The sequence below is a fragment of the Paenibacillus sp. BK720 genome (genome assembly GCF_011761545.1).
Taxonomy (GTDB): domain Bacteria; phylum Bacillota; class Bacilli; order Paenibacillales; family Paenibacillaceae; genus Pristimantibacillus.
This window is the reverse complement of the sequence record NZ_JAASRQ010000002.1, coordinates 159962-184655: the sequence shown is the minus strand read 5'-3', so window position 1 is coordinate 184655 and position 24694 is coordinate 159962. Positions and strand designations below refer to the sequence as shown.

The following is a 24694-nucleotide window of genomic DNA, read 5'->3' as shown; positions in this document are numbered from 1 at the left end:
GGAGAGGTGTATATGATCAAACCATTTATTGGCGGAATGACTTGGGGATGGACCGGGATAAGAGGAACCTGGGGGAATGAGGAAGCGATTCGTTCCATGCAGCTGATGGCGCAGAGGCTCAACGTTAACTGGACCGCCGTCACCTTTGCCGCGATGCAGGCGCATCCGCAGGCAACAAAGATAGCTTACAAGGAAGCTCCCACCGTAACGGATCAGGAGGTCCGTCATGCAATCGGCGAGGCGAAACGGCTTGGCTTGAAGGTTGTTCTGAAGCCGGTCGTTAATTGCGCCGACGGCACATGGAGGGCTCATATCAATTTCTTTGATCACGATGTCCCCTGCGAGCCTAAATGGTCGGATTGGTTCGCTTCGTATACCGACTTCATGCTGCATTATGCGGCTATTGCCGAAGAAACCGGCTGCGAGATGCTGTGCATCGGCTGCGAAATGGTTCAAACGGACCGCAGGGAATCCGAATGGCGAGCCCTTATCCGGAAAGTAAGAGCGGTCTACTCCGGACTTATTACTTATAATTGCGACAAATATCAGGAGGATCACGTGAATTGGTGGGATGCGGTTGACGTCATTTCCTCCAGCGGCTATTACCCGGTTAACGATTGGGAACGGCAGCTGGACCGGATCGAAGCCGTCGTTCGACGCCACCGGAAGCCTTTCTTCTTCATGGAAGCAGGCTGTCCGAGCCGCCAGGGCTCGGATGCGCTTCCCAATGACTGGGGACTAGCCGGCGATCCGGACGAACAAGTGCAGCAAACATATTTGGAGACGATGTTCGGCGCCTGCGATTCCAGGGAATGGGTTGGAGGTTTCATGCTCTGGGACTGGCCGGCGCAGCTTTATCCGGAGAATCAGGCTTCGAGCAACGACGATTATTGCATGTTCGGCAAATCGGGAGAACATGTCGTCAAACGGTACTACACTCAAAAAACGCGGGAACACGAGGAGGCAAACGGATGACTTCGTTAACGGAAGAGACACGGCAATGGAGGCTTGAGATCGAGCGTGAGCTTGACGGGAATATTCTTTCCTTCTGGCTGAAGCATGCGCCGGACGAAAGATTCGGAGGCTTTGTCGGCGAGATTAGGCAAGACATGACGCGGATGGATCATGCCGAGAAAAGTCTTGTGTTAAACACCCGCATCCTGTGGACCTTTTCCACCGCTTACCGTTTATTCCGAAAAGAGGAATATCTGGAGGCGGCTAATCGGGCTTACCGCTACATCCATAGCTGTTTCATCGATAAGCTGCATGGCGGTCTCTATTGGATGCTGGACGCGGAGGGCAGACCGGTCTCAGCCAAAAAACAAATCTACGGCCAAGCCTTCGCGATCTATGCCTGGTCCGAGTATTACCGGGCAACAGGCAATCCGGAAGCGCTCGAGGAGGCAGCGGGCTTGTACCGGCTCATCGAAAAATACGGACGGGACCCCTTGCATCTCGGCTATATCGAAGCTCTTGCCGAAGATTGGAGCACCACCGACGAGCTTAGTCTCAGCGACAAGGATTTGAACGAGAAGAAATCCATGAATACCCATCTCCACGTGCTTGAGGGTTATACCAACCTGTACCGGATATGGCCCGACGAATCGCTTCGGAAGTCCCTTGGCGAGCTGATTCAGATTACGATGGACTATATCGTGGATCCGAAAACAGGCCATTTCAAACTCTTCTTCGACGAAGCTTGGAACAGCAAATCCGGCCATATTTCTTACGGCCACGATATCGAAGGCAGCTGGCTGCTGCACGAAGCGGCGGAAGTGCTTGGCGATGAAGCGCTGCTTCAAAAGGCGAAAGCCGTTGCCGTCCTCATGGCCGAAGCCACGCTTCGCGAAGGAATCGACGCGGAAGGCGGCATTCCCAATGAAGCGGACAGCTCCGGTCTGATCGACGCGAACCGGGACTGGTGGCCGCAGGCGGAGGCGGTTGTCGGCTTTTATAACGCTTACGAGCTGACCGGAGACAAGCGGTATGCCGAGTCGGCCAAAGCTTCCTGGAAGTTTATCCAAGACTTCCTCGTCGACCGGGAGCATGGAGAATGGCACTGGAGCGTTACGAAGGACGGCGAGCCCGTGGCCGGACATCCGAAGGTTGGCGCCTGGAAATGCCCTTACCATAACGGCAGAGCCTGCTTTGAAATGCTGGAGCGCTTGTCCCGTTAACCGAACGAATACAAGATTTGGAGGAATAATCGATGAATACTGTTTTTTCAAGCCGCAAAGAAGCCCTTACTGAACGTTACGAAACTTTAATTGCGAAACCCAATCATAAGGTGCCGTTTGGAAACGGCATCTACGACCGCTATGAGAATCCCGTATTGACCGCGGCTCATGCGCCACTGATCTGGTTGTATGATTTTAATCCCGAGACCAATCCGTATTTCATGGAGCGGCTTGGCGTAAACTGCGTATTTAATCCCGGCGCTATCGAGTTGAACGGCAAGTTCTATCTGGTAGCCCGCGTGGAAGGCCATGACCGCAAATCGTTTTTCGCAATCGCCGAAAGCTCTACCGGCGTGGACGGCTTCCGCTTCTGGGATCATCCCGTCGTGCTGCCGGAAACCGAAATTCCGGATACGAACGTCTACGACATGCGTCTTGTCAAGCACGAGGATGGCTGGATTTACGGTCTGTTCTGTACCGAGCGCAAGGATCCCGCAGCCCCTCCGGGCGATCTATCGAGCGCCGTCGCCCAATGCGGCATCGTTCGCACCAAAGACCTTAAATCCTGGGAACGTCTCGCGGATTTGAAAACCGGATCCAATCAGCAGCGGAACGTCGTTCTTCACCCCGAGTTTGTTGACGGACAATACGCTTTTTACACCAGGCCTCAGGACGGATTCATCGATGCGGGCTCCGGCGGCGGCATCGGCTGGGGATTATCGCATTCGATGGAGAACGCGGTAATCGAGAACGAAACGATTGTAGACCATCGCCATTATCATACGATCAAAGAAGTGAAGAACGGGCAAGGGCCTGCTCCAATCAAGACAAGCAAAGGCTGGCTTCATATTGCCCACGGCGTCCGTAACACCGCGGCCGGCCTGCGTTACGTGCTGTACGCGTTTCTCTCGGAGCTGGATCGCCCCAATGTCGTCACGCACCGTCCCGGCGGCCACTTTATCGCGCCGGAAGGAATCGAGCGCGTCGGCGACGTCTCGAACGTCGTATTCTGCAATGGGGTTATCGCTCGCGATAACGGCGACGTGTTCGTTTACTACGCTTCCTCGGACACGCGCTGCCACGTGGCAACGACAACGGTTGACCAATTGCTCGACTATGTCACGAATACGCCGGAGGACCCTCTTCGTTCGTACGCGTGCGTCGAGCAGCGGATACAATTGATCGATCGCAACCTTCAGCTGAATAGCTAATGACATATAAAGGAGCTGTTCCATTTGGAACAGCTCCTTTAGGTTATTGCTCTAAGTGACGCGCTTCTTGCCACATGGCGTTGTATTGCTCGAACGTTTTCTGAAGGTCAGGGGAAGCGATCCAATCCTGAATGTACTCTCCCGACCATAAAGACAGATTCGCCTTTTCCGCTATCCTAAGAAATTTGTCGCTGGGCGGCACGTTTTCAACAAACGACGGCTTGAACGACAGGAACTGCTTCAATTGGGGCGATATATCCGTGTCCGAAGCCAGTTTCACGGGAAGATACCCCTGCTCCTCCACATAACCGGACTGTTCTACAAAAAATTTCACCCACGCTTTAGCGAGCTCCTTATTGCCGCTGAATTTGCTCACGCCAATGAACCAATCCGGTAGAAGCGGAGCGTAACGCTTGTCCTCATCATCATAAGGAAAAGGGAAAAATCCGATATCTTCGGGCTTAGCCCCCGCTTCAATAATCTGATTAATAACCCAATTGCCGTTAAGCAGCATGGCCGCTTCGCCATCCGCTATTTTTTTCTTGGACAGTTCCCACTGATTGTTCATCAAGCCCTGTTCCGTGTAGCCGTCATGAATCAACGTTTGCACGATCTTCATGGATTGTCCCCATTCATTGCCTATATCCCAGGGCTTGTCCGTGTCCGCCATCTCGCTCAGGTAGTCGGGATCTCCCGACATAAAACTGACCAGCTCTTCCCCCCAGGTTTTCATCGGCCACTGCGCGCCGTAATTCAGAAAAACGGGAGTAATGCCAGCAGCCTTCAGCTTCTTGCATGCTTCATAGAAGGAAGTGAGCGTTGTCGGAAGCTCGGTTACGCCTGCTTTTTCCATCGCTTTCTTGTTATATACAATCCCAATCGTTGAGGTTCCGGACGCAATGCCATACCGGGCTCCGTTAACCGATTTATAATCCGCGAAGCGGACCGAAGCGAATAAATCGTCGTCCGAAAGAGGCTCGAAATATTGCGGCAGGTCCTCCGCCAGCATATTAGCCGGCAGCAGCAGGACATCCCCCATATTCAGGGTGGACAAACGAGTCATAATATCAGCCGTATAATTGCTGAATCCTTGAAATTCCACCGAAGTCCCCGGATGCTCCCGTTCAAACAACGCGGCATAACGGTTCATCGTGCCATTCTCGATTAAATCCACCCGGTTAGTCAGCACGTTTAACGTTATGCTCTTCGCCGTGCCTGCGCCGGATTCATTGCCCATGCCGGCGTCCGTCTTGCCTTCCCCGATCGAGCAGCCCGCAAGCCCGGAAGAAACGGCGAGTACAATCAACGTCATCCGAACAATTCCCCTCATATCCCGTCCCTCCTTGCGTTTATTCCGGACTAACCCCGTCAGGAAGCGCTTTCTCCCATTATACGACAAAACCGCAACAGCCCGCCATAGGCGGGCTGTACGGACACAAGCAATAAACTTTCCTTGTGCCTTCTTATTTTAAACTCGAATAGATGATATTTCTCAACCGAGGATGGATATAAGGCTCCTGATTGTTCAGCAAATGCTGCGCGTACATAACCGTCAGCTCGGAATCCGGATCGATAATCGCCATGCAGCCCGCGGCGCCGCTCCAGCCGAATTCCCCCAGCGGACTAAGCGACCCGCTTCGGGCATTGGACACATGCGTTCTGACGCCTAAGCCGTAGCCGTAGCCTTTCAGCTGCTCCCAGTTATAATCCCCGCGCATACGGTCGGTCAAATGGTCCGTCCGCATCAGACTGATCATTGCCGGCGACAAAATACGAACCCCTTCCGGGCTTTTTCCTTTATTGGTAAGGGCGTTGAGGAAAATCGCATAGTCGCTTACGGTAGACAATAGCCCTGCACCGCCGCTTTCGTGTTCCGTTCCTAACCGGTAGCCGTTACCGTCTTTGCGGACCGGTCTGCCCAGCTCGTCTTTGTATTCGTATTGGGGAAGGAGTCGGCTCCTTTGCTCCTCGGTTAAATCAAACGCCGTATCCCTCATTCCCAGCGGTCCCGTAATCTCCTCCCGGATATAAGCGCCGAAACGCCGGCCGTCCACCGCCTCAACCAGTGCCGCAAGCACGTCATGGCACAAGCTGTAATTCCAGCGGGTGCCCGGCTCGAAGAGAAGCGGTTCCTTGGCTAACGCCTCCGCAAACGCGCGCGTCGGCACCTTTCCCTGCGTATGTTCCGCAACCTCCTTAAGGGATGGAGAACCGATATCATAAGAAAAACCGGCCGTCATCGTAAACAGATCGCGAACAAGGATGGGATTTTTAGCTCGCTCGATCTCGAGCTTGCCGCCTTGAAGCCGCTTGCGGACGTTCATCTCCGCATATTCGGGAAGGTAAGCGGACAGCGGATCGTTCAGCAGCATTTTCCCCTGCTCTACAAGCCGAAGGGCTGCCACGCAGGTCATAATCTTCGTCATGGAATAGAGGTTGAAGATCCGTCCCTCTTCAATGGGAGTCTCTTCTTCCAGGCTCGAGAGACCGCTTCGGTAACGGAATACCGTTTCATTGCGGTGAACGACCATGACCTCTGCCCAAGGAATTCGCCAGGAGGTTACGCGGTTAATAAAATCGGTTAAGGCTTTCATGAATGCACTTCCATTCGCATGAGATAAGATTGTTTATTCGTAATCCATAACGACCATCTGATGGCATTCCAGCTCGGGCACGGTATAAGCAACCATGCCATCATTATTGCTGAATGGCAGCGGAGTCATTTGCGGCGCCAGATAGACCTGTTTGACGGGACGGTCCGTCCGGATCGAAACTTGAACATTGTATAGCGGAATTATATCCTCGATCACTTCCACTCCATCGCCTCTTCGCACCGGCGAAGCGTAAAGGAGATGATTCACGAGGCGATTGAGCCCCTTCTGTTCCTGAAGGGTAACAACGCCCTGCGCCGGCAGACCGGTTTGAAGCGTCTTGCCCGGAAGCAGGCGGTCCAGCGCGTATAGAACGGTTTCCTTCAAAATCAGGCTGCCTTTCTTCTCGTAATCCTCAAATACGTTCCAGGCGATATAAATCCCGCTGCCGCTCTCCACCATGCCCGGACCGCCATCGTTCCCGCTGCTTGGCGTATGCTGATGGGAGCAGAAGGTAAACGCATCCCGGTTAAAGTACGGATCTTCACGCCTGCCTAGCTCCGTCCCCCCGGCCAGCTCAACCTTTTGCCCCTGGGCATAAAAGATAAACGAAGCCTCTTTTAGACTCTTTAACGCAAAACCCGGACGGAAATAATCCGGCTTGTAAGGGTTCACTCCCAAGTACCGTACTCCGAGGTCAACCGCAAACTTCTCTCCCGCCGGATCAAGTCCGGACCAGCCCGTTGCGAGGAGTTTGCCGCCTTGCTGCAGGTACTGCTCCAGCTTGCCCTGCAGATGAGCGTCAACAGCCGCATAATCCGGCATAATCAACACCTTGTAGGCGTTAAAATCATGCTCCTTGTCGATCACGTCAAACAGGATTTTTCCTTCAAGCAGCATACGTACGGCCCCGGCATCGGAGACGCCTGTGGACTGCCCAGCCCGCGCTTTCTCATGGACGCCAACGGCTTCAATCGACAGTAGAGCCACATCGGCCACATTTGCCGCGTTTGCGCACCAGGCTTCCTTGCTCTCGACCTCGCTATACGCGGCGCCGATCAGCGCATACGTCGCTTTGTCCATATAGCCGTCCGGATGCAGCTGATCTCCAATCGAGCATTTCGCCCCATTGGCTATGCTGAGCGCCGCTTCGTAACGCAGGGCGTTCGGATGCTTATAGCCGCCGAATTCTCCCCAGGACGTATGGAACTTCCCCGTCATGCCCAGGAAATCAACGCCAAGGGTTTGAGCGTATCTGGCCGACAACGGAAAATGATCATAACCCCAGCCGCCCGTTGGAAGCGACTCCAGCTCCAGATGCGTGTTCATCATGGCCAAATCCCTGCGGCCCCGCCTGATATGCCCGCCGTTATGGAAGATCGGCAGTCCCGGCTTAACGGAATCCACCGTTTCCTTCACCCTAGCCGTATAGTTGGCATACGTACTTTCCCATAAACGGCGCATGGCTTGCTCATCCCTTGGATCCATGCCTTCCCGCCTTGCGCTTTCGATACAGTTATGGCAATAGCATTTGCGCACGCCAACAATATCGAGGAACACGCCATCCGCATCGTATCGGGACACCACTTCGCGAATCTGCGCGAGAAGAATACCGAGATACGGCGAATTCATGCAAAACTGGTGATAACCCGGCTCCATAAAGCCTTTTACCCAACCGGTAGTATCGTTCTCGTCGCGGATCAGCCATTCCGGATGCCGCCTGGCGAGCTTCTCGTCAAGACCCGCGGACAGGTAGACGGGAGTCTTCACGCCAATTTCATGCGCGGCCTCAATCTGCGCGGCAAGCAAATCAAAGCTTAGGCCCGGATGGATCTCGTTGGCTTCCGATGGATGATAGGCCCAGCCGTGATGGCATTTGGAGAAAACGGTGATCGAGTCGACATGGCCTAGCCGCAGCATCTCCTGAAACTGTTTTTTGTCAAACCGATGACCAATGGGGGTAATGGCTTCGGAGGTATGAAAATCAAGATGGACCTGGCGAAAACGCATAAGTTGTCATCCTTTCCGGTTCGTTTACCTTAACTATATAAGTTCCGCGTTTGACCGGACAGGTTCATTAACGACTTTTTATAGCACATTTTCTACCTAACGGGCAATGACCGTGTTACAATCGGGTAAGCGATTACAAGACAAAGGAGCTGGCTTCACGATGCATTGCCTGGAGCTGATCATCCCTCCGCTTCCGCAGTTGTTGACCATCGGCCATTCCTGCTGGGCACCGGGACAACAGCATGTGGCAAGATCCTTCAACGTGTACGACATGCTGTTTGTTCTGAAAGGGACTTTATATATGACCGAAGACGGTGTGCCCTACGAGATCAAGGAAGGCAGCATGCTTGTGCTGGAGCCAAACCGTATGCATATCGGGCATCGCCCCTGCGAGGAAGCGACCGAAATTTACTGGATCCATTTCGCCCATTCCGCCCCGGTCCGCACGATTGACAGCGGGCAGATCTCATGGTCGATTCCTTTTGCCAAAGGGACGGTCGACGACCTTACTCCCCACCGGCAGGTGATGTACTTACCGAAATTTACGAATATACGCGCCACCGACGTTCTGCCGTTCCTGCAGCAGATGCTGGAGCTCCATCATACCTTATCGCCCGCAAGCTCATTAACGCTCCAAACGCGGTTAGCCGGGCTGTTTGTTGAACTGCAGACGGCCGTAAGCAGTCAATTGGCTCCCCGGTCCAGGCTGCTCTGCGACCAAACGATCGCTTATTTGCAGCAGCATGTGACCCGCCCGTTTGACGCGAAGCATATGGAGCAGACCCTGCATTTCCATTTCGACTATCTCGCCCGCTGCCTGAAAAAATACACGGGGATGAGCCCGCTTCAATATTTGCATAACCTGCAGATGAAAAAGGCCAAGGCGCTGCTCGAGAGCACCGGGCTTTCCGTATCCGAAATCGGCCATCAGGTCGGGATTGAAAATACGAATTACTTCATTAGGCTGTTCCGCAAGCAATCGGGCTTTACCCCCGGGCAGTACCGTTCTTTCCGAATCGGCCGGGTATAACCCGGCCGGCTACTTGGCGGAATAATGCAGCGCGAAGCGATAATCGAGCGGCGTCATTCCTTTTTGCTTTTTGAACAGCGGAGCCGGCCAACCTCATGAGCGATCTGCTGCGCTTACCCCGGGGACAATACCAGCAGCAGCAGGCAACGGAGAAGCTGCTCAACCATTTTTCATAATTTTCCTGTTGAAAGCTCATAATAGAGAACAAACTAGGAAATGAAGATGGTGATGTCATGACGTTATCCGGCGAGGAAATTAATTTATATTTGTCCGGTACCGAGGATTTGAAAACCGAACGCTTTGCCTTTCATAACCAAGCCTGCTCCATTCTTTATTTGGAATCCTTTGCGAAAATAGAGCTTATTCAATCCCTCATTGTATTGCCTTTGCTTGAGGATGGCATCGCTTCTCTTGAAGCTGTGTCAGGCATTCTCAAATCCTCGGATCTTTCTCTTATCGGCCAGTCTTTGTTGGACGGTTATTGCGTGGTCTTGTTGGAAAACCATCCGGAAGCCTATATGATCGCCGTTCCCCAATCTCATGGCCGCTCGATCGACGAGCCTTCTGCCGAACAGATCATTAAAGGCTCGCATGAAGGCTTTGTCGAGAATCTGAACACGAATATTTATTTGCTGCGCTACCGGGTCAAAAGCCCTCAATTCAAGGTGAAATATTTTTCCATTGGCACTCTCACCAATACCAAGGTTGCCATGGTCTATATGGAAAAGCTGGCCGATTCCAACATCGTGGAAGAATGCGAGAGACGGCTGAAATCCATTAATCTTACCCATCTCTATTCAACGGGCGAAGTGGATGAAATGATCGAGGAACATCCCATGTCTCCCTTTCCCCAATCGCTGCACACGGAGCGTACCGACCGGGCCGTGTCTTATTTATTGGAAGGAAAGATCAATATACTCGTCGACGGAAATCCAACGGTATTGATTCTTCCCATCACATTCTTCTCCTTCTATCAATCGCCGGATGATTATAACAGCAGGTGGATTACGGGCTCCTTTTTCCGGTTTATCCGGATGATCAGCTTTATTCTGGCGATCAGTCTGCCCGCCATCTATATCGCAATCGTGTCCTATCATTCGGAAGTGCTTCCTCCAGGGATTCTATATTCCGTTAAGGTCTCCCTGACCTATGTTCCGTTTCCCCCTATTGTAGAAGCGCTGGCCATGCAAATTATTCTCGAGTTATTGAAAGAAGCGTCGATCCGGCTCCCGTCTCCCATTGCCCAGACAATCGGGATAGTTGGAGGTCTGGTTATCGGAACCGCCGTCGTTGAGGCCCATCTCGTCTCCCATACGATGATAGTCGTCATTGGTTTGACGGCTATAGCGTCCTTCGCCGCTCCCTTAAACGAATTCGGAACGAGTCTTCGCATATTGGGCTTTCCGACGATGCTTGCCGCCTCTCTGTTCGGATTCTTCGGCATTTCCGTCATGATGATGGTCATCTTTATCCATTTATGCAAAATCGAGACCTTGGGCGTCCCTTATTTCGCTCCTTTTGGTCCTTTCCATGGCAAAGACAGCATGAAGGATATATTTCTTAGACTGCCGGTCTGGAAAACCGAACAAAATGCTCAAAAGAACGGCTCCCGCAAACAGTCCTTTACTCTAAGGTGGAAACGCCAATGAATATCTCCATTACGAACAGACAATTGTTTTTCTTGATCATCAAAACCCAAATCGGCATTGGCTTGTTATCTCTGCCTTCCGTCATTCAGAATACCGCCGGAGCGGACGCATGGATATCCGTGCTTTGTTCAGGGGTTATCATCCAGCTGATTATTCTGGTGTATTGGCATTTAATACGCACATATCCCGGAATAATCTTAAGCGAAATGACCGTGCTTTTTTTCGGTAAATATGCCGGCAGAGTGGTCAATGTTATTTACTACTGCTTTTTTGTCGTTATTGCGGGATATGCATGCACCCTATATGTCAAGCTCATTAAAGTCTGGCTGCTCCCCTTGACCCCCGACTGGGTGCTGCTGCTGCTTATTCTCGGAGTCGGAATATACCTCGCCGTCGAAGATTTGCGGGTTATAGCCAGATTTTATGAAGTAGCCTCTGTTCTGTTCATCGTCTTGTTTGCCATGAGCCTGGCCACTTTCTTTAATAATGCGCATTTCTCGAATGTATTGCCAGTGGGACAAACGGGTATAGCCCAAATGGCTAAAGGGAGCGAGAAAACCTTTTTCGCCATGCTTGGCTTTGAGGTTATTCTCTTCTTTAGCGCCCAGGTTAAGGATACGCCTCGGGGCACCTTGAGAACCATATCGCTTGCCAACTGGTTTGTTACCTTGTTCTACGCCTATTTTGTTTTTATATGCTTGATCGGCTTTAGTCAGGAGGCCTTGTCCAAAATTAAGGAACCCGTGCTATTCCTGCTCAAAGGATTATCCTTTCAGCTCTTTGACCGTCTGGATTTAATCTTCCTGACGATATGGATCATTCCCATGTCAGCAACGATCGTTTCTTATTTAAGCCTGGCAGGCAAAAGCCTGGCAAGAAAGAGAAACGTTTATCAAAGAATGGTCTGGTTCAGCGGTGCGCTTATATTACTGCTGGGCAGCTACATGTCCGCGAGTGAGAGCCTCGAGACCTTCAGCAAATACATGGAATACAGCTATCTGGCGATGATTGCGGCCGTTCCCCTTCTGATGTGGATACTGTCCATCATGTTCCGAAGCTTTTATAAGAGGAGATTGACATGAAACGAAAGCTCATGCCTATTTTCTGCACGGTCATCTTGCTGCTTGCGCCCGGATGCTGGGATGCCCATTATTTAACCAACAAAAATTTAGTAAACGGGATTGCCATAGATACTCAAGACGACGGTCGAATTCTCGGGACGGTAAAAGCGATTATTCTGGAAAGCAAAGGCGGCGGTCAGTTTTACGTTAAAGATAAATTAGAGCGAGCGACGGGAGGCAGTATAACCGAGATCGGCCATAAAATTGACAGCATGCTTCCCGGGACCATTGAAGCTAATAAGGCATTCGTCATTATTATCGGCGATGAACTGGCGAAAAAAGGGATTATGCCGATTCTTGAGTTTTTTTACCGTTTACCCAAAGCATACCTGAATACAAAAGTATTAGTCGCAAAAGGCCGGGCTTACGAGATCTTAACGGTTCCGGAGGTAGAGAATAATCCGATAGCCTTTGACATTAAACAAATCGTGCTGGGTTCGGAAAGAACTACTCTTGTTCCCAATCAAACCTTATATTCCCTATGGAATCAAATCTCGGATCCGTCGGAAGATTCCGCATTGCCGATCATTCACAAGATACGCAAGAACACGTTGGTCATCGACCGTACGGGCCTGTTCAGCGGGGATGTTTTCACAGGGGTTACCTTAGGTCGTAACGACAGTATCCTGTTGCTGCTGCTGCAGGACAAGCTCAGCAAGGTAGCATGGCTGGATGTCCCGTTGGGGAGAAACGTGGTTTCCTTCGAAGTACGCAAGATGAAACGGAATTTCCGGGTTAAAGTTAATGACCGGACCAACGCGATTGAAGCAAAAATCCGGATTGATCTCTACGGGAATATCGACAGCTATACCGGAAATCCGGGCTGGACGGTCGATTCGAAGATATTGAGCAAGGAACTGGAAGTCTCCCTTAACAAGCAAGCGGCCAAAATCGCGGAGACGCTGCTGCAGGCGAATTGCGATGCTTTCGGGATTGGCCGCAAATTGAAAGTCAGCCATTCGAAGCTTTGGAAAGGCATGGACTGGAAGAACGCATATCCTCAAACCAAAATAACACCGGAGATTCATATCCATATTACAAGCACCGGGGTGCTTAAGTGACAGAGGATTGAAAGCCCCCATGATTGCGGGAATCATGGGGGCTATTAATTAAATGGCGCTCACCACTTCCGTATTCTGAATCAATGCGACCAGGTAAGCAAGCGTTAAGCCTTGACCCCAGCCTTGCACCCGCTTCTTGGAAATTACCTTGTAGTCGTCCGCCGAATACATAACCGCCGTGCCGGCGGATACATTCCGGACCGAACCGTCATCATCGATATTGGCGCGGATGCCATCGTAAGCTTTGGCCATGTAATTCTGATGCAGCGGATGCGCGTAAATCGTCAAGGCAGCGGCAATGCCGGCGGAAGCCGAGGTTTCCTCGTACGAAGTCTCGTCATTCAAGACCGTACGCCATAATCCGTCCGGAGACTGCAGTCTGACCAGAGAGCTTAACTGATCGCCAAGCGCTCCGCCAAGCTGCATCCACATCGGCATAAACGGATTAAGCATTTTATGAGCCTGCGCCATGGTGTAGGCCGCCCATGCATTCGCTCTGCCCCAATAGATGCCGGACAGATGATCTCCCCTTACATTATCCCATGCGTGGTAGAACAGATTCGTCTTTGTATCCTGCAAATATTCTTCATGCCAGTAGAATTGGTTAAGCGCGTCGTCGATATACTCCTTCTTGTCCAGCTTGAAGCCAAGTCTCAGCAGGAAATACGCCGCCATAAACAACGTATCCGCCCACGCCTGTTCCGGAAAATCGTTTTTGGACGATACGGTATGCTGAAATACCCCTTCTCCAAACCGGATGGCGTCCTTGCGCAAATATTCGGCTTTCATTAGAGCGAGATCCAGGTATTTCTGGTCGCCCGTCGCTTCATGCAGCGTCAGCATCGTATGCCCCATGGCACAAGAATTAACCATTAAGGCCGGCAGCCCCAGCTCCAAATATTCGTCCACCCATTTCACCAAAAAATCGATATACTCCTGATTTTTCGTTACTTCCCATGCTTTGCTGATGCCGTAAAAGGCAACTCCGCAAGACCAGTTCCAGGTAAAATCCATATTCATCGTTCTGCGCACGACAAGATCAATCAGCTCTAATACGTCCTCTTGGTTCGCTTCAAATTTTTTCATTATCCAAACCTCCGTCTGAAATCGCTATCATACCCCAAGAGTAGCATGAATTTTACAAGGATTTCTCCGCATATATGGACAATTACTGCTTAAACCCCGCAATTATTGATATAATGATCATGCGAAGGTCCTTGAAAGGAGCTCCTCCCATTATGACGATTGCATCGCTTCCCAATAGGCTTCGGTTCGGTTCGATCAGCGAACCCTTGTGGATCGAATTCGACCGGAGAATCGGCTATCATTCCATGGACAATACCCATTATCACCGTTCGTACGAATTCTTTTACTTGTACAGCGGCGAGAGAAAGTTTTTTATACGCGATTCCGTCTATCAGATTCAGTCGGGCGATCTTATCCTCGTAAACTCTAACGAGGTTCACCGGACCTCCGAGCTTAGCCAGCCTAATCATGAACGGGTAGTGCTTCATTACGACCTGCCCTTCTTTGACGGATTGTTGCGGGAGGAGACGGAGCTGCTCCTGTCCCCTTTCGCTTCGGTGCATCCGATCATCAAGCTTAATCTGCAGGAACGCATGCAGCTGGAGGCTTTGTTCGAATCCCTGCTGCGCGAGCTGCACGAATGTCCGCCCGGCTATCGGCTGCATATCCGGAACATGGCCCTTGAATTGCTGCTGTTTACGGCCCGTCACGTTCAGAGACGCAAGGTGCAGCCATCCATCGAGCTTACTCCGGTTCAGCAGAAAATAACGGATGTCGTCCGCCATATCAATCAGCATTTCAGAGAGCCTTTGCCTCTTGACGAGCTGGCCAAGCGTTTCTTCATTAGCAAGGGACATCTTAGCCGCGTCTTTAAGGAGGTTACCGGCTTTGGCTACAGCCAATACATCAACGTTACCCGGATCAAGGAAGCGGAGCAGCTATTGAAGGAAACCGATTGGAGCATTACCCAAATATCCGAGCATTGCGGTTTCGAGAACTTTTCCCATTTCGGCAAGGTGTTCAAGGAGCTGTCCGGTCTATCCCCCCGCGATTACCGAAAGCTGGAGCAGCAACAAAATAACGGTTAAGCAGCTGCTTAACCGTTATTGGAAATGCGGGATAATCAAACGCCGTTTCGTTGGCGAAATGTCCTATAGTCTTTTATTGCAGCTTATTCTAAGCCTCTGTGCTTCAAAAACAAAGTGGAATTAATGACCAAACCTTCATCAGGTTCTGTCCGTCCAAGGATATGCCATCCTTCGCTTGCGAGAACCTCCTCGTCAATCGCCTCATACATAATCTGCTTCATTCCCTCCGCCGTACGCATAGCGACGAGGGGATCCGAAGCGGTGCGGCATATTTGTTCCAGCACGGCCTGCTTGTTTCTCACAAGACTAGCGACAAAGATCCGCTTGTACGAACCGTAATCGTAATGGGCGCCATTCTCCAATACGACCTTAATTTTCGATCCGAGACCGATATGCTCGAGCAACGAGCAAGACGCCTCGTAAGCCACCGCGTCCTTCTCCAGGCAGACAACCTCCACATCGCCAAGCAGATAGAAAATAATCGGGCTTAACGGCATCGGCCCGCTGCCTACAAACACAACGGGAGATTGCTCCAGGCGGCTATCCGGCATGGTAAAGCGGCGAAGAGTATCCAGTTCCTGCTTTACCAGCGCTATGTAAACCGGCCAATTCGGGAGATTTTTTAGGTTATCCAGTCCGAAAGCCAGAGCTTTGCAGGCTTGCCTGGAGTCGCTGAGCTCTGTCAGAAACTCGGCTTCCGAGAGCTTATCCTGCAGCTGACGCTGATGCTTTCGAATATACTCGTTGCTCAGCACGGCTTGTACCTCCTCCGGCAAATAACGGGAACGCAGCTGGGTGAAAATACGGCCAATAACGCCCGTAACCAATTGATTGGCCGGAGACAAATCTATTTCCTTCTGAAGAAGCTCGTTGGCTTCGCGGATAAAAGCGATAAAGTCGTCAACAACCTGCCATCTTGGCAGGCTGCTTGCGGATGCGGCCGTACCCGTAGAATAAACCTCCATTTACGCAACTCTCCTTCTTCCACATATATTCGAAATATATTCATTTCGCCCGGGATGTAGAAGGGAATCGGGACAAGCCGGCTCATTCCGGCAAAAGAACGAGGCATCCATCTTCCCGATGAACAGGAACCGGATGCCTCATTGCTAGCCTTTAGTTACGACCGAACACCTTGAACTCCCATAACGAATAGCCGTACATCGTACCTCTTTGCGTGCCGAACATCCGTACATAACGGGCTGGCGTCTCATCAAAGTTAACGATGTCGGTGCCTCCGTCACCGGAAGTTGTGCTGTATACATCGGTCCAGTTCAAGCCGTCATCCGACACCTGGATCTTGTAGGCTTTGCCATATGCAACCTCCCAATCCAGCTTGACGCGGCTGATCGGGCTTGAAGCACCAAGATCGACCTGAATCCACTGCGGATCCGAGGAGTCGGAGGCCCAGCGGGTCTGGCCGTTTCCGTCATTGGCATCCGCGGCCGGGTGCGAGCTCTCCGAAGAGGAGGCGGTTATCGCTTTGCCTTGCGCCAGTTCCGTCAGCTCCGGTCCGTCCGGCGGCGTTAGGTTCAGCTCCGGATTGGCAAGATCCAGCTTATACATCATCTGATTATAGTTGTAACGCGGCATGGCAGGCGCATTCGTAAACGTATTGGTGAAGGTCGCCTCGAAATAAAGATAACGTCCGCCGTCCTTAATGAAATACTCATGCTGGGAAGGGTTATAGAAAGAGTACTCGTTATGGGTAATAATTTTCTTGGCCAATTTCCATGGTCCGTTAGGCGCGGGCGCTTCCGCGAACCAGATTTCGCCCAGCAGCGACGTCTTGCCGAATTTCTCCTGACCAATCATGACATAGCTATGGCGGTAATCATTCCATTCGACGGAGCTTTGGGCAATTTGAACCTCATCGCCCGAATCGGCGTCCTTCAATTGGAAATAACGTTCATCATCCGCCTTGATTAAGCCTAATCCAATCAGCTCTTTCTCCTTTTCCTGAGTCAGCATTTGCGTGTTTTTCTTCCAGCCCCATACCAGCTTGCCTTCAGCGTCGCGTTCAAGCTGCGTGTTCGCCCCGGCATAAGTCGTCCCTGGCGCAAGCGGCGTAAAATACTCGTATTGGGTGTAATCCGCAATGGCATCCATCTTCGCCTCTACCCGAATATTCGGATACTCGTATTGCGTGAAAATATAATAGCCTTTGCCGCCATCCTCGTAGTACGTTCCTTGACCGCCCATTCCCGCGTAACGCCAGTCGCTGGTACCCGGAAATTGGACCAGCTGCTCGAATTCTTGCTTCTCATCATTAAAGATCAGAATGCCGAAAGAACGAGGGTTGGGATCATGCGTGCTGTAAGCAGCAAGCAGGCGTTCCTCGCCGTTACCGTCCTTGACGGTCATCAGGCCAAAAATCCAGGCGATATTCGCACCGTCCGGAAGCGGCGGTACAAGGCTTTTTGCAAACCCGTCCTCGCGCGTTATATAGTCGAGATCGACGCCAACGTCGAGATCCAGCCCTTGCTCAGGCAGCTTCGACGTGGCTCCCGTCACGCGGAAGTTCCCAAGCGGATAAGAGGGCCGGTCCGTATCGCCCCAGAACCAGTACAGCTTATTTTTGTATTTAATGGTCTGCACGGAATCCTGGCCCATCACTTTCCCGTTTAGGAGCGGTTCTTCAATCGGCGGCGTCTCCCCAAGCATAACGGTGTCCCTGTAAATGCCTTGTCCGGTGACCCGGTACAGCCGTTCCGCGAGATTAATCCGGTTCATCTGAATGGTCACGTTTCCGCCCGGCGTTACGTCCACCGCCTGACCGCGGTAACCGAACATATCCGTCGGAACCTCGTAGCCATGACTGGCTATATGAAAAAAGACCGTTTCATTCATAAGTCCCGGCTCGTCGAAAGCAACGTTGCCGGCGCTGTCCGTATAGTAACGAATGTTGTTCGTAGTCTTCAGCTCCACGGCCGGAATCCCTCTTCCGGTCTCCGCGTCCACGACGTGAATTTTGAACAATTCCTGATTATAAACCTGGCTTTGCGCCGGCTTATCGGCAACGCTTGCCCCGGCTGCACCGGCCGTTGCTAAAGTTCCGGGGAGCAGAGCCCCAGCCAGCAGAACGCCGGCCATGATCCGGATGCGTAATCTCATTCCCATGCATAATCCCTCCGTTCCAGAATGATTAGTTTGAGCTCTGCCGAGTCCCGTACACCTCGAACTCCCTTACGGATAGCTTAGCGCCTCTTGGTATGGCGTACATTCGGACATATCTGGCTTTTGCATCCGCAAACGTAATGTCGTCCACGCCGCCGTCGCCGGCCTTGGTGTCGTATACGTCCTTCCACTTCGCCCCGTCATTTGAGATCTGAACCTGATAAGCCTTGCCGTAGGCAGCTCCCCAATTCAGCACAACTCGGTTAATGCTGCTTGGCTCGCCAAGATCAACCTTCAGCCATTGCGGGCTTTTGGCAGCGGATGTCCAGGACGTCTCCGAGCTGCCGTCATTAGCCAGCTTCGCCGGCTGATTCTTTTCGTTTGAAGAGGAGGCAATCGGCTTGCCTTTTGCCAAATCCGTTGCCTGTGGCGTCAGCCCAAGATCCGGATCGGCAAGGTCGAGCTTATACATTATCTGATTGTAGTTGTAGCGCGGTGTTGGCTCGTGGTCGGTAAACGTATTGGTGTAAGTCGCTTCGAGGTAGATATAACGGCCTCCGGCTTTATCGAAAAACTCGTCATGAGCCGGGTTATAAAAGGTGTAGTTGTTATGCGTAATAATTTTTTTGGCCGTTGTCCATGGCCCTTCCGGCGCAGGCGCCTCCGCATACCACATCTCGCCAAGCCCCGATGTTGTTCCGCCCATTTGCTGGCCAAACAGAACATACTTCTGGCGGTAATCATTCCATTCAACGGAGCTGCCGGCAATCGTGACGTCGGCGCCGGTATCCACATCCTTGAGCTGGTAATAACGGGTATCCGTATCTTTTATTACTCCGAGTTTAGTAAGTTCTTTCTCCTCATCCTGCTTCAGCGGCGGCGTATTTTGCTTCCATCCCCAGACAAGCTTGCCCGAAGCGTCCCGTTCAAGCTGCGTATTGGCACCGCTGTACGTTGTCCCCGGCTTCAGAGGCGTAAAAGCTTCGTATTTCGTGTAGTCCTGAATCGCTTCATAAGTCGCCGGTACGCGAAGATTCGGCATCCGGTGCTCGGTGAACACCCAATATCCTTTTCCGTTTTCTTTGTAGTAGCTTGCTTGACCTCCCGGATGGCGCCAATCATTCTTGTCCGGGAACTGGACCAGCTGTTCGAATTGCTGGGTCTGATCATTAAACTGAAGAATGCCAAAGGCCGATAAATCCGGATTATGCGTGCTGTAACCGGCCAGCAGCCTCTCGCGTCCGCTTGAATCCTTGGCGGTCATCAATCCGAATACCCACGCAATGTTGGCGCCGTCCGGAAGAGGCGGCACCAGGCTTTTTACGAAGCCGTCGTCCTGCTTGAAATAGGTCAGATCAACGCCTACATCCGGGTCGAGTCCGCCTTGTCCCGGAAGCATCGAGGTTGCGCCCGTTACCCGGAAGTTGCCCAGCGGGTAACGGGCGCGGTCCGTGTCGCCCCAGAACCAGTACAATTTATTGTTGTATTTAATGGTCTGGACGGAATCCTGGCCCATTACCTTCCCGTTCAGCACCGGTTCATGAATCGGCAGCGTCTTGCCGAGCAATAAACTGTCACGGTAAATGCCCTCGCCCGTCAGACGGTACAGCCGCTCCGCAATATTCACTCTGTCCATCGTCAGCGTAACGCTTCCTCCGGGCGTTACTTCAACAGCCTGTCCGCGATACCCGAACATATCCTCAGGAATCGTGTAGCCGTCGCTGGATAAATGAAAGAATACGGTCTCGTTCATAAGCCCTGCTTCTTTAAAGGCGACATAACCGGCACTGTCCGTATAGAAGGTCATGTTGTTTGTCGTCCTTAGTTCAACGGCCGGAATCCCCCGTCCGGTCTTGGAGTCGACAACCCGGATGCCAAAAGGCTGCTGGCTTTGGATTGGACTGGTCCCGCTGTTGCTTGCGGCGTTATCCGCCAGCATCGTCCCCGGGAATAAAGCCAGACTAAGCAGGATAGAGACTGCTATTCCGGTCGTTCTACGCAGCTTTGCATGCATACATGATCATCCTCCGATTGATTTCATTTGTTTGCGCAGCATGTTGATTCCGACTGCAAACTACGTCATCGCATCACCTCCCGAAAATAAAAGGAGCAGCATGCTGACCGCAGACTGCTCCTATTCGTTCTAAGATGAAATGACGTAAGTTTAAAGGCCGTTCTTTCGGAAAAATTCAAGACTGATTCCCGCGCTCTCCAGCGAAGAGGAAGAGAATGCTTCCTGCTCCACGAAGATGTACCGGATCCCGGCTTCCTCGGCAATTGGCAATACGCTCTCCAGATCAACGGAGCCTTTGCCTACCTCGGTATCCGTATGCCCCTCCACGAAATCCTTGAAGTGAACGAGGGGCACGCGTCCGCTGTACCTCTGCACGTAATCAACGGGCTTGCAGCCTGCCACATGAACCCAGCCTAGATCAAATTCCGCTATGAGATACTGCGCCGGAACAAGCTCCAGCAAATGATCCATGACCGGTTTGCCATTGACTAATTGAAACTCGAAGGCATGATTATGGTAACCGAAAGTCATTCCCGCCCCGGTTACTTTTCTTCCCGCTTCTTCGAGAATGCCGGCCAGCTTCAGCACATCTTTCCATTCCGGCTGCTCGGGCAGAGGAGCCCATGGCGCAACCATGTATTGCAGGCCGATCTCTTGCGCGTATTCGATCTGCTTATCGAGCTCAGCCGACCGGATAGCGGCATCCTCGGAAAAATTCAACCCGATATGAGCCGATGGCGCCTCCAAATCAAGCTCGGCAAGAAGCGCTTTAACCTCTTTGGCCGGCGTGTTGAAAAATCCCGCAAACTCTACCGCTTTATAGCCTAGCTGCGCCGCTTTGCGGATGGTGCCAAGAAAATCCCGCTCCGTTAAATCGCGCAGGGTGTATAATTGAAGCCCCACAACCGGTTTTGCCACACTCGATCACTCCCGTCATTGCTAAATGGCATTCCTTATTTCGTCGCGCGTTGTGCGGCATCGTTATAAATTTGCAGCACTTTATCGATATCGCCCATTTTCTTCAGTTTGTCGATGAATTTGGACCAATCGTCAAAGCTGTTTTTCCCGGAAACAAATTTCGCTTGTTCTTCGGTAACAAAGGTTTTAACGGGGTTCATGATTTCGGAAATCTTTTGGCTTTCTTCTTGCGTGAATTGAATGCTAGGCTCGCTGTACCAGGATGGAACATAATCATTCTGCGGCATTGGCAGACTTCTTAAGTACGGCGATTTCTCAATCGGGACCTCTTCGTATTTGCCGTCGAAGTAGGTGTAATCTGTAGCTGCAAAGTCAACGAATGCTTTGGAATCGTTAACCATTTGCAGGCCGGGATTATAGTTTTTGCTTGCCCGAATTCCGTACTTGTCGCCGACCAGCCATGGATCCGGCGCTTTTTTAAATTCGTCCGTAAAGGTTTGCGCGCCGTCCGCCCCAACCGTATACGTCGTTCCTTCGATTCCCCAGGTAATCAAGTTCATCATTTTGTCCGTATATTGATAGTCAATGAATTTGATCAGATCCTCCGCCACTTTTGTTTTGGCGTTAATACAGAACTGAGCCCAGCCCAAATCAGGCGTATTGCCGTTTGCAACCTCCTGCCAAGCTGTTCCGTAATCCGGATTATTCGGGTAAAGAGTAACCGCGAATACTTTCCCGTCATTAAGCGTTCTCGTATATTCGGCCGGAGTCGTGAACCATTGCGTCAGCCATATGAAGTTATCGCCATTTAGCGCTTTGCGTTTCAGCGTATCGTCCGTATCGATGGTATACTCCGGATCCAGCAGCTTCTCGGCGTACAGCTTGTTGGCGAACTGGAGCGCATCCCTGTATCCGTCTTGAAGAACGCCGTATACGTATTTGCTGCCATCCCAATAAATATCATCCTTCACATGGTCTGCGGCGAACAAGGAACGCAAGCTGTTCCATCTTGTTGCAATCGGATATTTATCCGGGTACAGCTCCTTCAGCTTCTTGGCTGCCTGATACACGTCATCCCAGGTCTCGGGAATCTTGATATTGTTTTGCTGGAAAATATCATATCGGTACGAGGACGTATTCTGGATCAGCATGCCTTTATCGGCAGGAAACCTTGGCGTTGACGTTTCTTTGAAGGTATACATCTTGCCTTCGGCGTTAGTTACCCGGGTCAAACCGTTCTTGACCTTGCTCAAATAATTCATATAGTTAGGCATCAGGTCTTTATATTGGCTCAGCTCCAGGATCTGGCCCTGCTCCGCCATTTCGGTCGTATCATAGAACAATGGAGTAACGAAGAAGTCCGGCAAATCATTGCTCGCAATCATTAGTTTCAGCTTCTCGTCATACTCGGAAGAAGGAATATAGTTGAAATCAATGTTGACCTTTCTGCCCATATAGGCTTCCATTTCCTTCTGCCATTCTTTCCCCATCATGCTATTCTCGTTGTCAACGCCATTGGACGGCAGCGCTACCGAGAAGCTCAAAGGCTTGCTGTCCGTCTTGCCCGCCCCCGTATTCGTGCCGGAAGTCTCGTTAGGCGCATTGTTAGTATTGTTGTTTGTACAGCCCGTTACTGCCAGTGCCAACGCGGAAGCCAAAAGCAAAGACATCGTTTTTGTCTTTCTTTTCATACAAACCCCTCCTGATAAATAATTGGTGTACAGCATGTCGTAAGGCTTACGGATTGCTTGCCGTCCTTTCACCTCCACAGCAGGATTCCTGCATTCCCTTCCCTGCACGGTTTGTCTTCGTTCCCTACCCTTTAATCGAGCCTACCAGTACCCCTTTTGTGAAATGCTTTTGGAAGAAAGGATATATGCACATAATCGGGAACATCGTGATAATAATGACGCTCATTCGTACGGCCTGCGGGTCGAGCGAGTCCCCCGATTGATTAATCGCAACATTGCCGGCGCCGACCCTTCCCGCAATCGCATTGGTATCCAGGGTAAACAAATAGTTTCTCAGTACCATCTGGAGCGGATATTTATCCTGATCCTGCAGATAGACTAAGGCTTCAAACCAGCTGTTCCAGCTTCCCACAAGTCCAAACAAAGCGAAGGTTGCAAGCAAGGCCTTGGATAAAGGCAGAACAATCTTGAACAAGACGATAAGATCGTTGGCGCCGTCCATCAAGGCAGACTCTTTCAGCTCGGCAGGTATATTATGAAAGAAGGTTCGGAACAAAAAGACGTTATACGCCCCGATAGCCCCGGGAAGAATCATGACCCACATCGTATCCAGCATGTGCATGCTGCGCATCAGCAAATAGGTAGGAATCAAGCCTCCGCCAAAAAACATCGTAATCATTAGAAAGATGGTAAGAAACTTCTTCCCGACAAAGGTCTGGACGGTAAGGGGGTAGGCCATCAACGAGGTAAACAGCAGCATCAGCCCCGTTGACCCAACCGCGTATATAATCGAGTTTAGATAACCCTTGAAGATAAAAGGATCCTTAAATACGGTCGTATAAGCTTCCACATTGAAGCCCTTCGGCCAGACCGACACGCTTCCCGACGAGATATAACGGGTACTGCTCACGGAAGTCGCGATAATGTTCAGAATCGGATACAGGATAGCGACCATAATCAACAGCATTACAAAGATGTTTACCGCATCAAACGTTCTGGAACCCAAGCTCACCTTTTTCATTGCTTACCCTCTCCTAGAACAAACTTGTATCCGAAACCTTGCGGCTGATCCAATTGGTCAGATACAGAATAACGAAGGATATGACGGACATGAACAAGCCGATTGCCGTTGTATACTCGTATTGCGCTCCCAAAATCCCTTGACGGTACACGTAGGAGCCGATAACGTCCGCTACGCTGTAGGTTTCAGGCGAATAGAGCAATATAATCTTCTGGAAGTCCGAGCCTAGTATTCCGCCAACGGCGAATATGAGCAATATAACGGTTGTGGATCTTAATGACGGCCAAGTAATATGTACGATTTTTTTCCAACGGTTGGCGCCGTCCACTTCCGCTACGTCATACAGGGTAGGATCTATGCCGCTTAATGCAGCCAGATAGATGATGGTTCCAAAGCCCACACCCTGCCAGATCCCCGAAGAGATAAAGATGGTTCTGAAATAACCCGGCTCCAAGAGAAACATCACCGGCGATCCGCCGAAGAAGGAAATGATATCGTTAAAGAGTCCGTCCCTAGCCGTAAATTCCTTGATCATGCCGGCGACAATAACAACGGAGATGAAATGGGGAAAATACGAAACGGTTTGCACAATCTTTTTAAACCTTTTGTTCCGAAGCTCGTTAAACAGCAAAGCGAGAATGATAGGTGCCGGAAATGACCAAAGCAACGTATATAGGCCAAGCAGCAACGTATTTTTTAATACCCTGAACGCGAGCGGATCATGGAAGAAGGTATTGAAGTATTTAAACCCCACCCATGGGCTGTCCATAATGCCTTTGACTACGCTGTACTTTTTGAATGCAATCAGAATGCCGTACATCGGAAAGTAATTAAAAATCAGAACCGTTAGAAATCCCGGCAAAACCATCAAGTACAAATAACGATGTCTATTAATCCGCGACCATAAGCTTTTATTGGTTGTTTCCAAAAAAACACCCCTTCAATAGCCTTATCAAATTAGTATACCAA

General features: G+C 51.1%; 19 protein-coding genes. 8 read left to right on the top strand and 11 right to left on the bottom strand.

The genetic code is table 11. The annotated features are described in order from the left end of the window. Positions 1-12: 12 nt before the first annotated feature. From FHT67_RS07805 to FHT67_RS07795, 3 genes are read left to right on the top strand one after another with little or no spacing between them, the layout of a single operon-like run. The gene (locus FHT67_RS07805) at positions 13-975 is read left to right on the top strand and encodes a glycoside hydrolase family 113 (RefSeq protein WP_167197182.1); all 963 of its coding nucleotides are present in this window, start codon (positions 13-15) and stop codon (positions 973-975) included. Continuing rightward, positions 972-2177 carry an AGE family epimerase/isomerase gene (locus FHT67_RS07800; protein WP_167197179.1) on the top strand — a complete coding sequence of 402 codons (1206 nt, stop codon included), beginning with the start codon at positions 972-974 and terminating at the stop codon, positions 2175-2177. The genes FHT67_RS07805 and FHT67_RS07800 overlap by 4 nt, the downstream gene beginning before the upstream one ends. Before the next feature lie 32 nt (positions 2178-2209). After that, positions 2210-3388 carry a glycoside hydrolase family 130 protein gene (locus tag FHT67_RS07795; RefSeq protein ID WP_167197176.1) on the top strand — a complete coding sequence of 393 codons (1179 nt, stop codon included), beginning with the start codon at positions 2210-2212 and terminating at the stop codon, positions 3386-3388. A gap of 43 nt (positions 3389-3431) precedes the next feature. On the opposite strand, the gene FHT67_RS07790 is transcribed toward FHT67_RS07795, so the two are convergent. The 3 genes from FHT67_RS07790 to FHT67_RS07780 all read right to left on the bottom strand — a co-directional run bounded on the left by FHT67_RS07790 (position 3432) and on the right by FHT67_RS07780 (position 7989). Beyond that, the gene (locus tag FHT67_RS07790; protein ID WP_167197173.1) at positions 3432-4718 is read right to left on the bottom strand and encodes an ABC transporter substrate-binding protein; all 1287 of its coding nucleotides are present in this window, start codon (positions 4716-4718) and stop codon (positions 3432-3434) included. A gap of 133 nt (positions 4719-4851) precedes the next feature. After that, positions 4852-5982, bottom strand: coding sequence for a serine hydrolase domain-containing protein (locus tag FHT67_RS07785; protein ID WP_132306902.1), 1131 nt, complete (start codon positions 5980-5982; stop codon positions 4852-4854). 33 nt (positions 5983-6015) lie between these two features. Continuing rightward, on the bottom strand, positions 6016-7989 hold the full coding sequence (locus FHT67_RS07780) for an alpha-amylase family protein (protein ID WP_167197170.1): 1974 nt from the start codon (positions 7987-7989) through the stop codon (positions 6016-6018). A 106-nt stretch (positions 7990-8095) separates the two neighbouring features. On the opposite strand from FHT67_RS07780, the gene FHT67_RS07775 reads away from it, so the two are divergent. The 4 genes from FHT67_RS07775 to FHT67_RS07760 all read left to right on the top strand — a co-directional run bounded on the left by FHT67_RS07775 (position 8096) and on the right by FHT67_RS07760 (position 12850). Next, on the top strand, positions 8096-9019 hold the full coding sequence (locus FHT67_RS07775) for a helix-turn-helix transcriptional regulator (protein WP_243867031.1): 924 nt from the start codon (positions 8096-8098) through the stop codon (positions 9017-9019). A gap of 233 nt (positions 9020-9252) precedes the next feature. Then, a complete protein-coding gene (locus tag FHT67_RS07770) occupies positions 9253-10668 on the top strand; it encodes a spore germination protein (protein WP_167197167.1) in 1416 nt (471 codons plus the stop codon). Next, positions 10665-11750 carry a GerAB/ArcD/ProY family transporter gene (locus FHT67_RS07765; protein ID WP_132306910.1) on the top strand — a complete coding sequence of 362 codons (1086 nt, stop codon included), beginning with the start codon at positions 10665-10667 and terminating at the stop codon, positions 11748-11750. Before FHT67_RS07770 ends, FHT67_RS07765 begins: the two co-directional genes overlap by 4 nt. After that, entirely contained in the window at positions 11747-12850 is a 1104-nt protein-coding gene (locus FHT67_RS07760) for a Ger(x)C family spore germination protein (protein WP_167197164.1), read from the top strand. Before FHT67_RS07765 ends, FHT67_RS07760 begins: the two co-directional genes overlap by 4 nt. A 48-nt stretch (positions 12851-12898) precedes the next feature. Here FHT67_RS07760 and FHT67_RS07755 read toward each other — a convergent pair whose 3' ends face one another. After that, positions 12899-13936, bottom strand: coding sequence for a glycoside hydrolase family 88/105 protein (locus FHT67_RS07755; RefSeq protein ID WP_167197161.1), 1038 nt, complete (start codon positions 13934-13936; stop codon positions 12899-12901). 152 nt (positions 13937-14088) lie between these two features. Here FHT67_RS07755 and FHT67_RS07750 point away from each other — a divergent pair, with 152 nt between their 5' ends. After that, entirely contained in the window at positions 14089-14964 is an 876-nt protein-coding gene (locus FHT67_RS07750; RefSeq protein WP_167197158.1) for an AraC family transcriptional regulator, read from the top strand. An 83-nt stretch (positions 14965-15047) separates the two neighbouring features. Here the strand turns inward: FHT67_RS07750 and FHT67_RS07745 are convergent, their stop codons facing one another. The 7 genes from FHT67_RS07745 to FHT67_RS07715 form a co-directional block, all read right to left on the bottom strand. Then, positions 15048-15929 carry a nicotianamine synthase family protein gene (locus FHT67_RS07745; RefSeq protein ID WP_132306918.1) on the bottom strand — a complete coding sequence of 294 codons (882 nt, stop codon included), beginning with the start codon at positions 15927-15929 and terminating at the stop codon, positions 15048-15050. Positions 15930-16080: 151 nt separating this feature from the next. Beyond that, positions 16081-18084: a discoidin domain-containing protein gene (locus FHT67_RS07740; protein ID WP_167197155.1), complete on the bottom strand. Its 2004-nt coding sequence runs from the start codon at positions 18082-18084 to the stop codon at positions 16081-16083. Between the two features lie 25 nt (positions 18085-18109). Further along, positions 18110-20095 (bottom strand): discoidin domain-containing protein, encoded by a 1986-nt coding sequence (locus tag FHT67_RS07735; protein ID WP_167197152.1) that lies wholly within the window; start codon positions 20093-20095, stop codon positions 18110-18112. A 150-nt stretch (positions 20096-20245) separates the two neighbouring features. Then, on the bottom strand, positions 20246-21013 hold the full coding sequence (locus FHT67_RS07730) for a TIM barrel protein (protein WP_167197149.1): 768 nt from the start codon (positions 21011-21013) through the stop codon (positions 20246-20248). 35 nt (positions 21014-21048) lie between these two features. Beyond that, complete coding sequence (locus tag FHT67_RS07725; RefSeq protein WP_132306926.1) at positions 21049-22704, bottom strand: extracellular solute-binding protein; 1656 nt, start codon at positions 22702-22704, stop codon at positions 21049-21051. A gap of 124 nt (positions 22705-22828) precedes the next feature. Continuing rightward, positions 22829-23725 (bottom strand): carbohydrate ABC transporter permease, encoded by an 897-nt coding sequence (locus tag FHT67_RS07720; RefSeq protein WP_132306928.1) that lies wholly within the window; start codon positions 23723-23725, stop codon positions 22829-22831. Positions 23726-23738: 13 nt separating this feature from the next. Continuing rightward, positions 23739-24653 carry an ABC transporter permease gene (locus FHT67_RS07715; protein WP_132306930.1) on the bottom strand — a complete coding sequence of 305 codons (915 nt, stop codon included), beginning with the start codon at positions 24651-24653 and terminating at the stop codon, positions 23739-23741. Positions 24654-24694: the final 41 nt, after the last annotated feature.

Excerpts from the sequence above, each read along its gene's own strand:
- FHT67_RS07745 (WP_132306918.1), bottom strand. The coding sequence starts at position 15,929 with ATGGAGGTTTATTCTACGGGTACGGCCGCATCCGCAAGCAGCCTGCCA.
- FHT67_RS07760 (WP_167197164.1), top strand. The coding sequence starts at position 11,747 with ATGAAACGAAAGCTCATGCCTATTTTCTGCACGGTCATCTTGCTGCTT.
- FHT67_RS07800 (WP_167197179.1), top strand. The coding sequence starts at position 972 with ATGACTTCGTTAACGGAAGAGACACGGCAATGGAGGCTTGAGATCGAG.
- FHT67_RS07725 (WP_132306926.1), bottom strand. The coding sequence starts at position 22,704 with ATGAAAAGAAAGACAAAAACGATGTCTTTGCTTTTGGCTTCCGCGTTG.
- FHT67_RS07750 (WP_167197158.1), top strand. The coding sequence starts at position 14,089 with ATGACGATTGCATCGCTTCCCAATAGGCTTCGGTTCGGTTCGATCAGC.
- FHT67_RS07790 (WP_167197173.1), bottom strand. The coding sequence starts at position 4,718 with ATGAGGGGAATTGTTCGGATGACGTTGATTGTACTCGCCGTTTCTTCC.
- FHT67_RS07755 (WP_167197161.1), bottom strand. The coding sequence starts at position 13,936 with ATGAAAAAATTTGAAGCGAACCAAGAGGACGTATTAGAGCTGATTGAT.
- FHT67_RS07785 (WP_132306902.1), bottom strand. The coding sequence starts at position 5,982 with ATGAAAGCCTTAACCGATTTTATTAACCGCGTAACCTCCTGGCGAATT.
- FHT67_RS07780 (WP_167197170.1), bottom strand. The coding sequence starts at position 7,989 with ATGCGTTTTCGCCAGGTCCATCTTGATTTTCATACCTCCGAAGCCATT.
- FHT67_RS07720 (WP_132306928.1), bottom strand. The coding sequence starts at position 23,725 with ATGAAAAAGGTGAGCTTGGGTTCCAGAACGTTTGATGCGGTAAACATC.
- FHT67_RS07765 (WP_132306910.1), top strand. The coding sequence starts at position 10,665 with ATGAATATCTCCATTACGAACAGACAATTGTTTTTCTTGATCATCAAA.
- FHT67_RS07735 (WP_167197152.1), bottom strand. The coding sequence starts at position 20,095 with ATGCATGCAAAGCTGCGTAGAACGACCGGAATAGCAGTCTCTATCCTG.
- FHT67_RS07740 (WP_167197155.1), bottom strand. The coding sequence starts at position 18,084 with ATGGGAATGAGATTACGCATCCGGATCATGGCCGGCGTTCTGCTGGCT.
- FHT67_RS07795 (WP_167197176.1), top strand. The coding sequence starts at position 2,210 with ATGAATACTGTTTTTTCAAGCCGCAAAGAAGCCCTTACTGAACGTTAC.
- FHT67_RS07805 (WP_167197182.1), top strand. The coding sequence starts at position 13 with ATGATCAAACCATTTATTGGCGGAATGACTTGGGGATGGACCGGGATA.
- FHT67_RS07770 (WP_167197167.1), top strand. The coding sequence starts at position 9,253 with ATGACGTTATCCGGCGAGGAAATTAATTTATATTTGTCCGGTACCGAG.
- FHT67_RS07775 (WP_243867031.1), top strand. The coding sequence starts at position 8,096 with ATGACCGTGTTACAATCGGGTAAGCGATTACAAGACAAAGGAGCTGGC.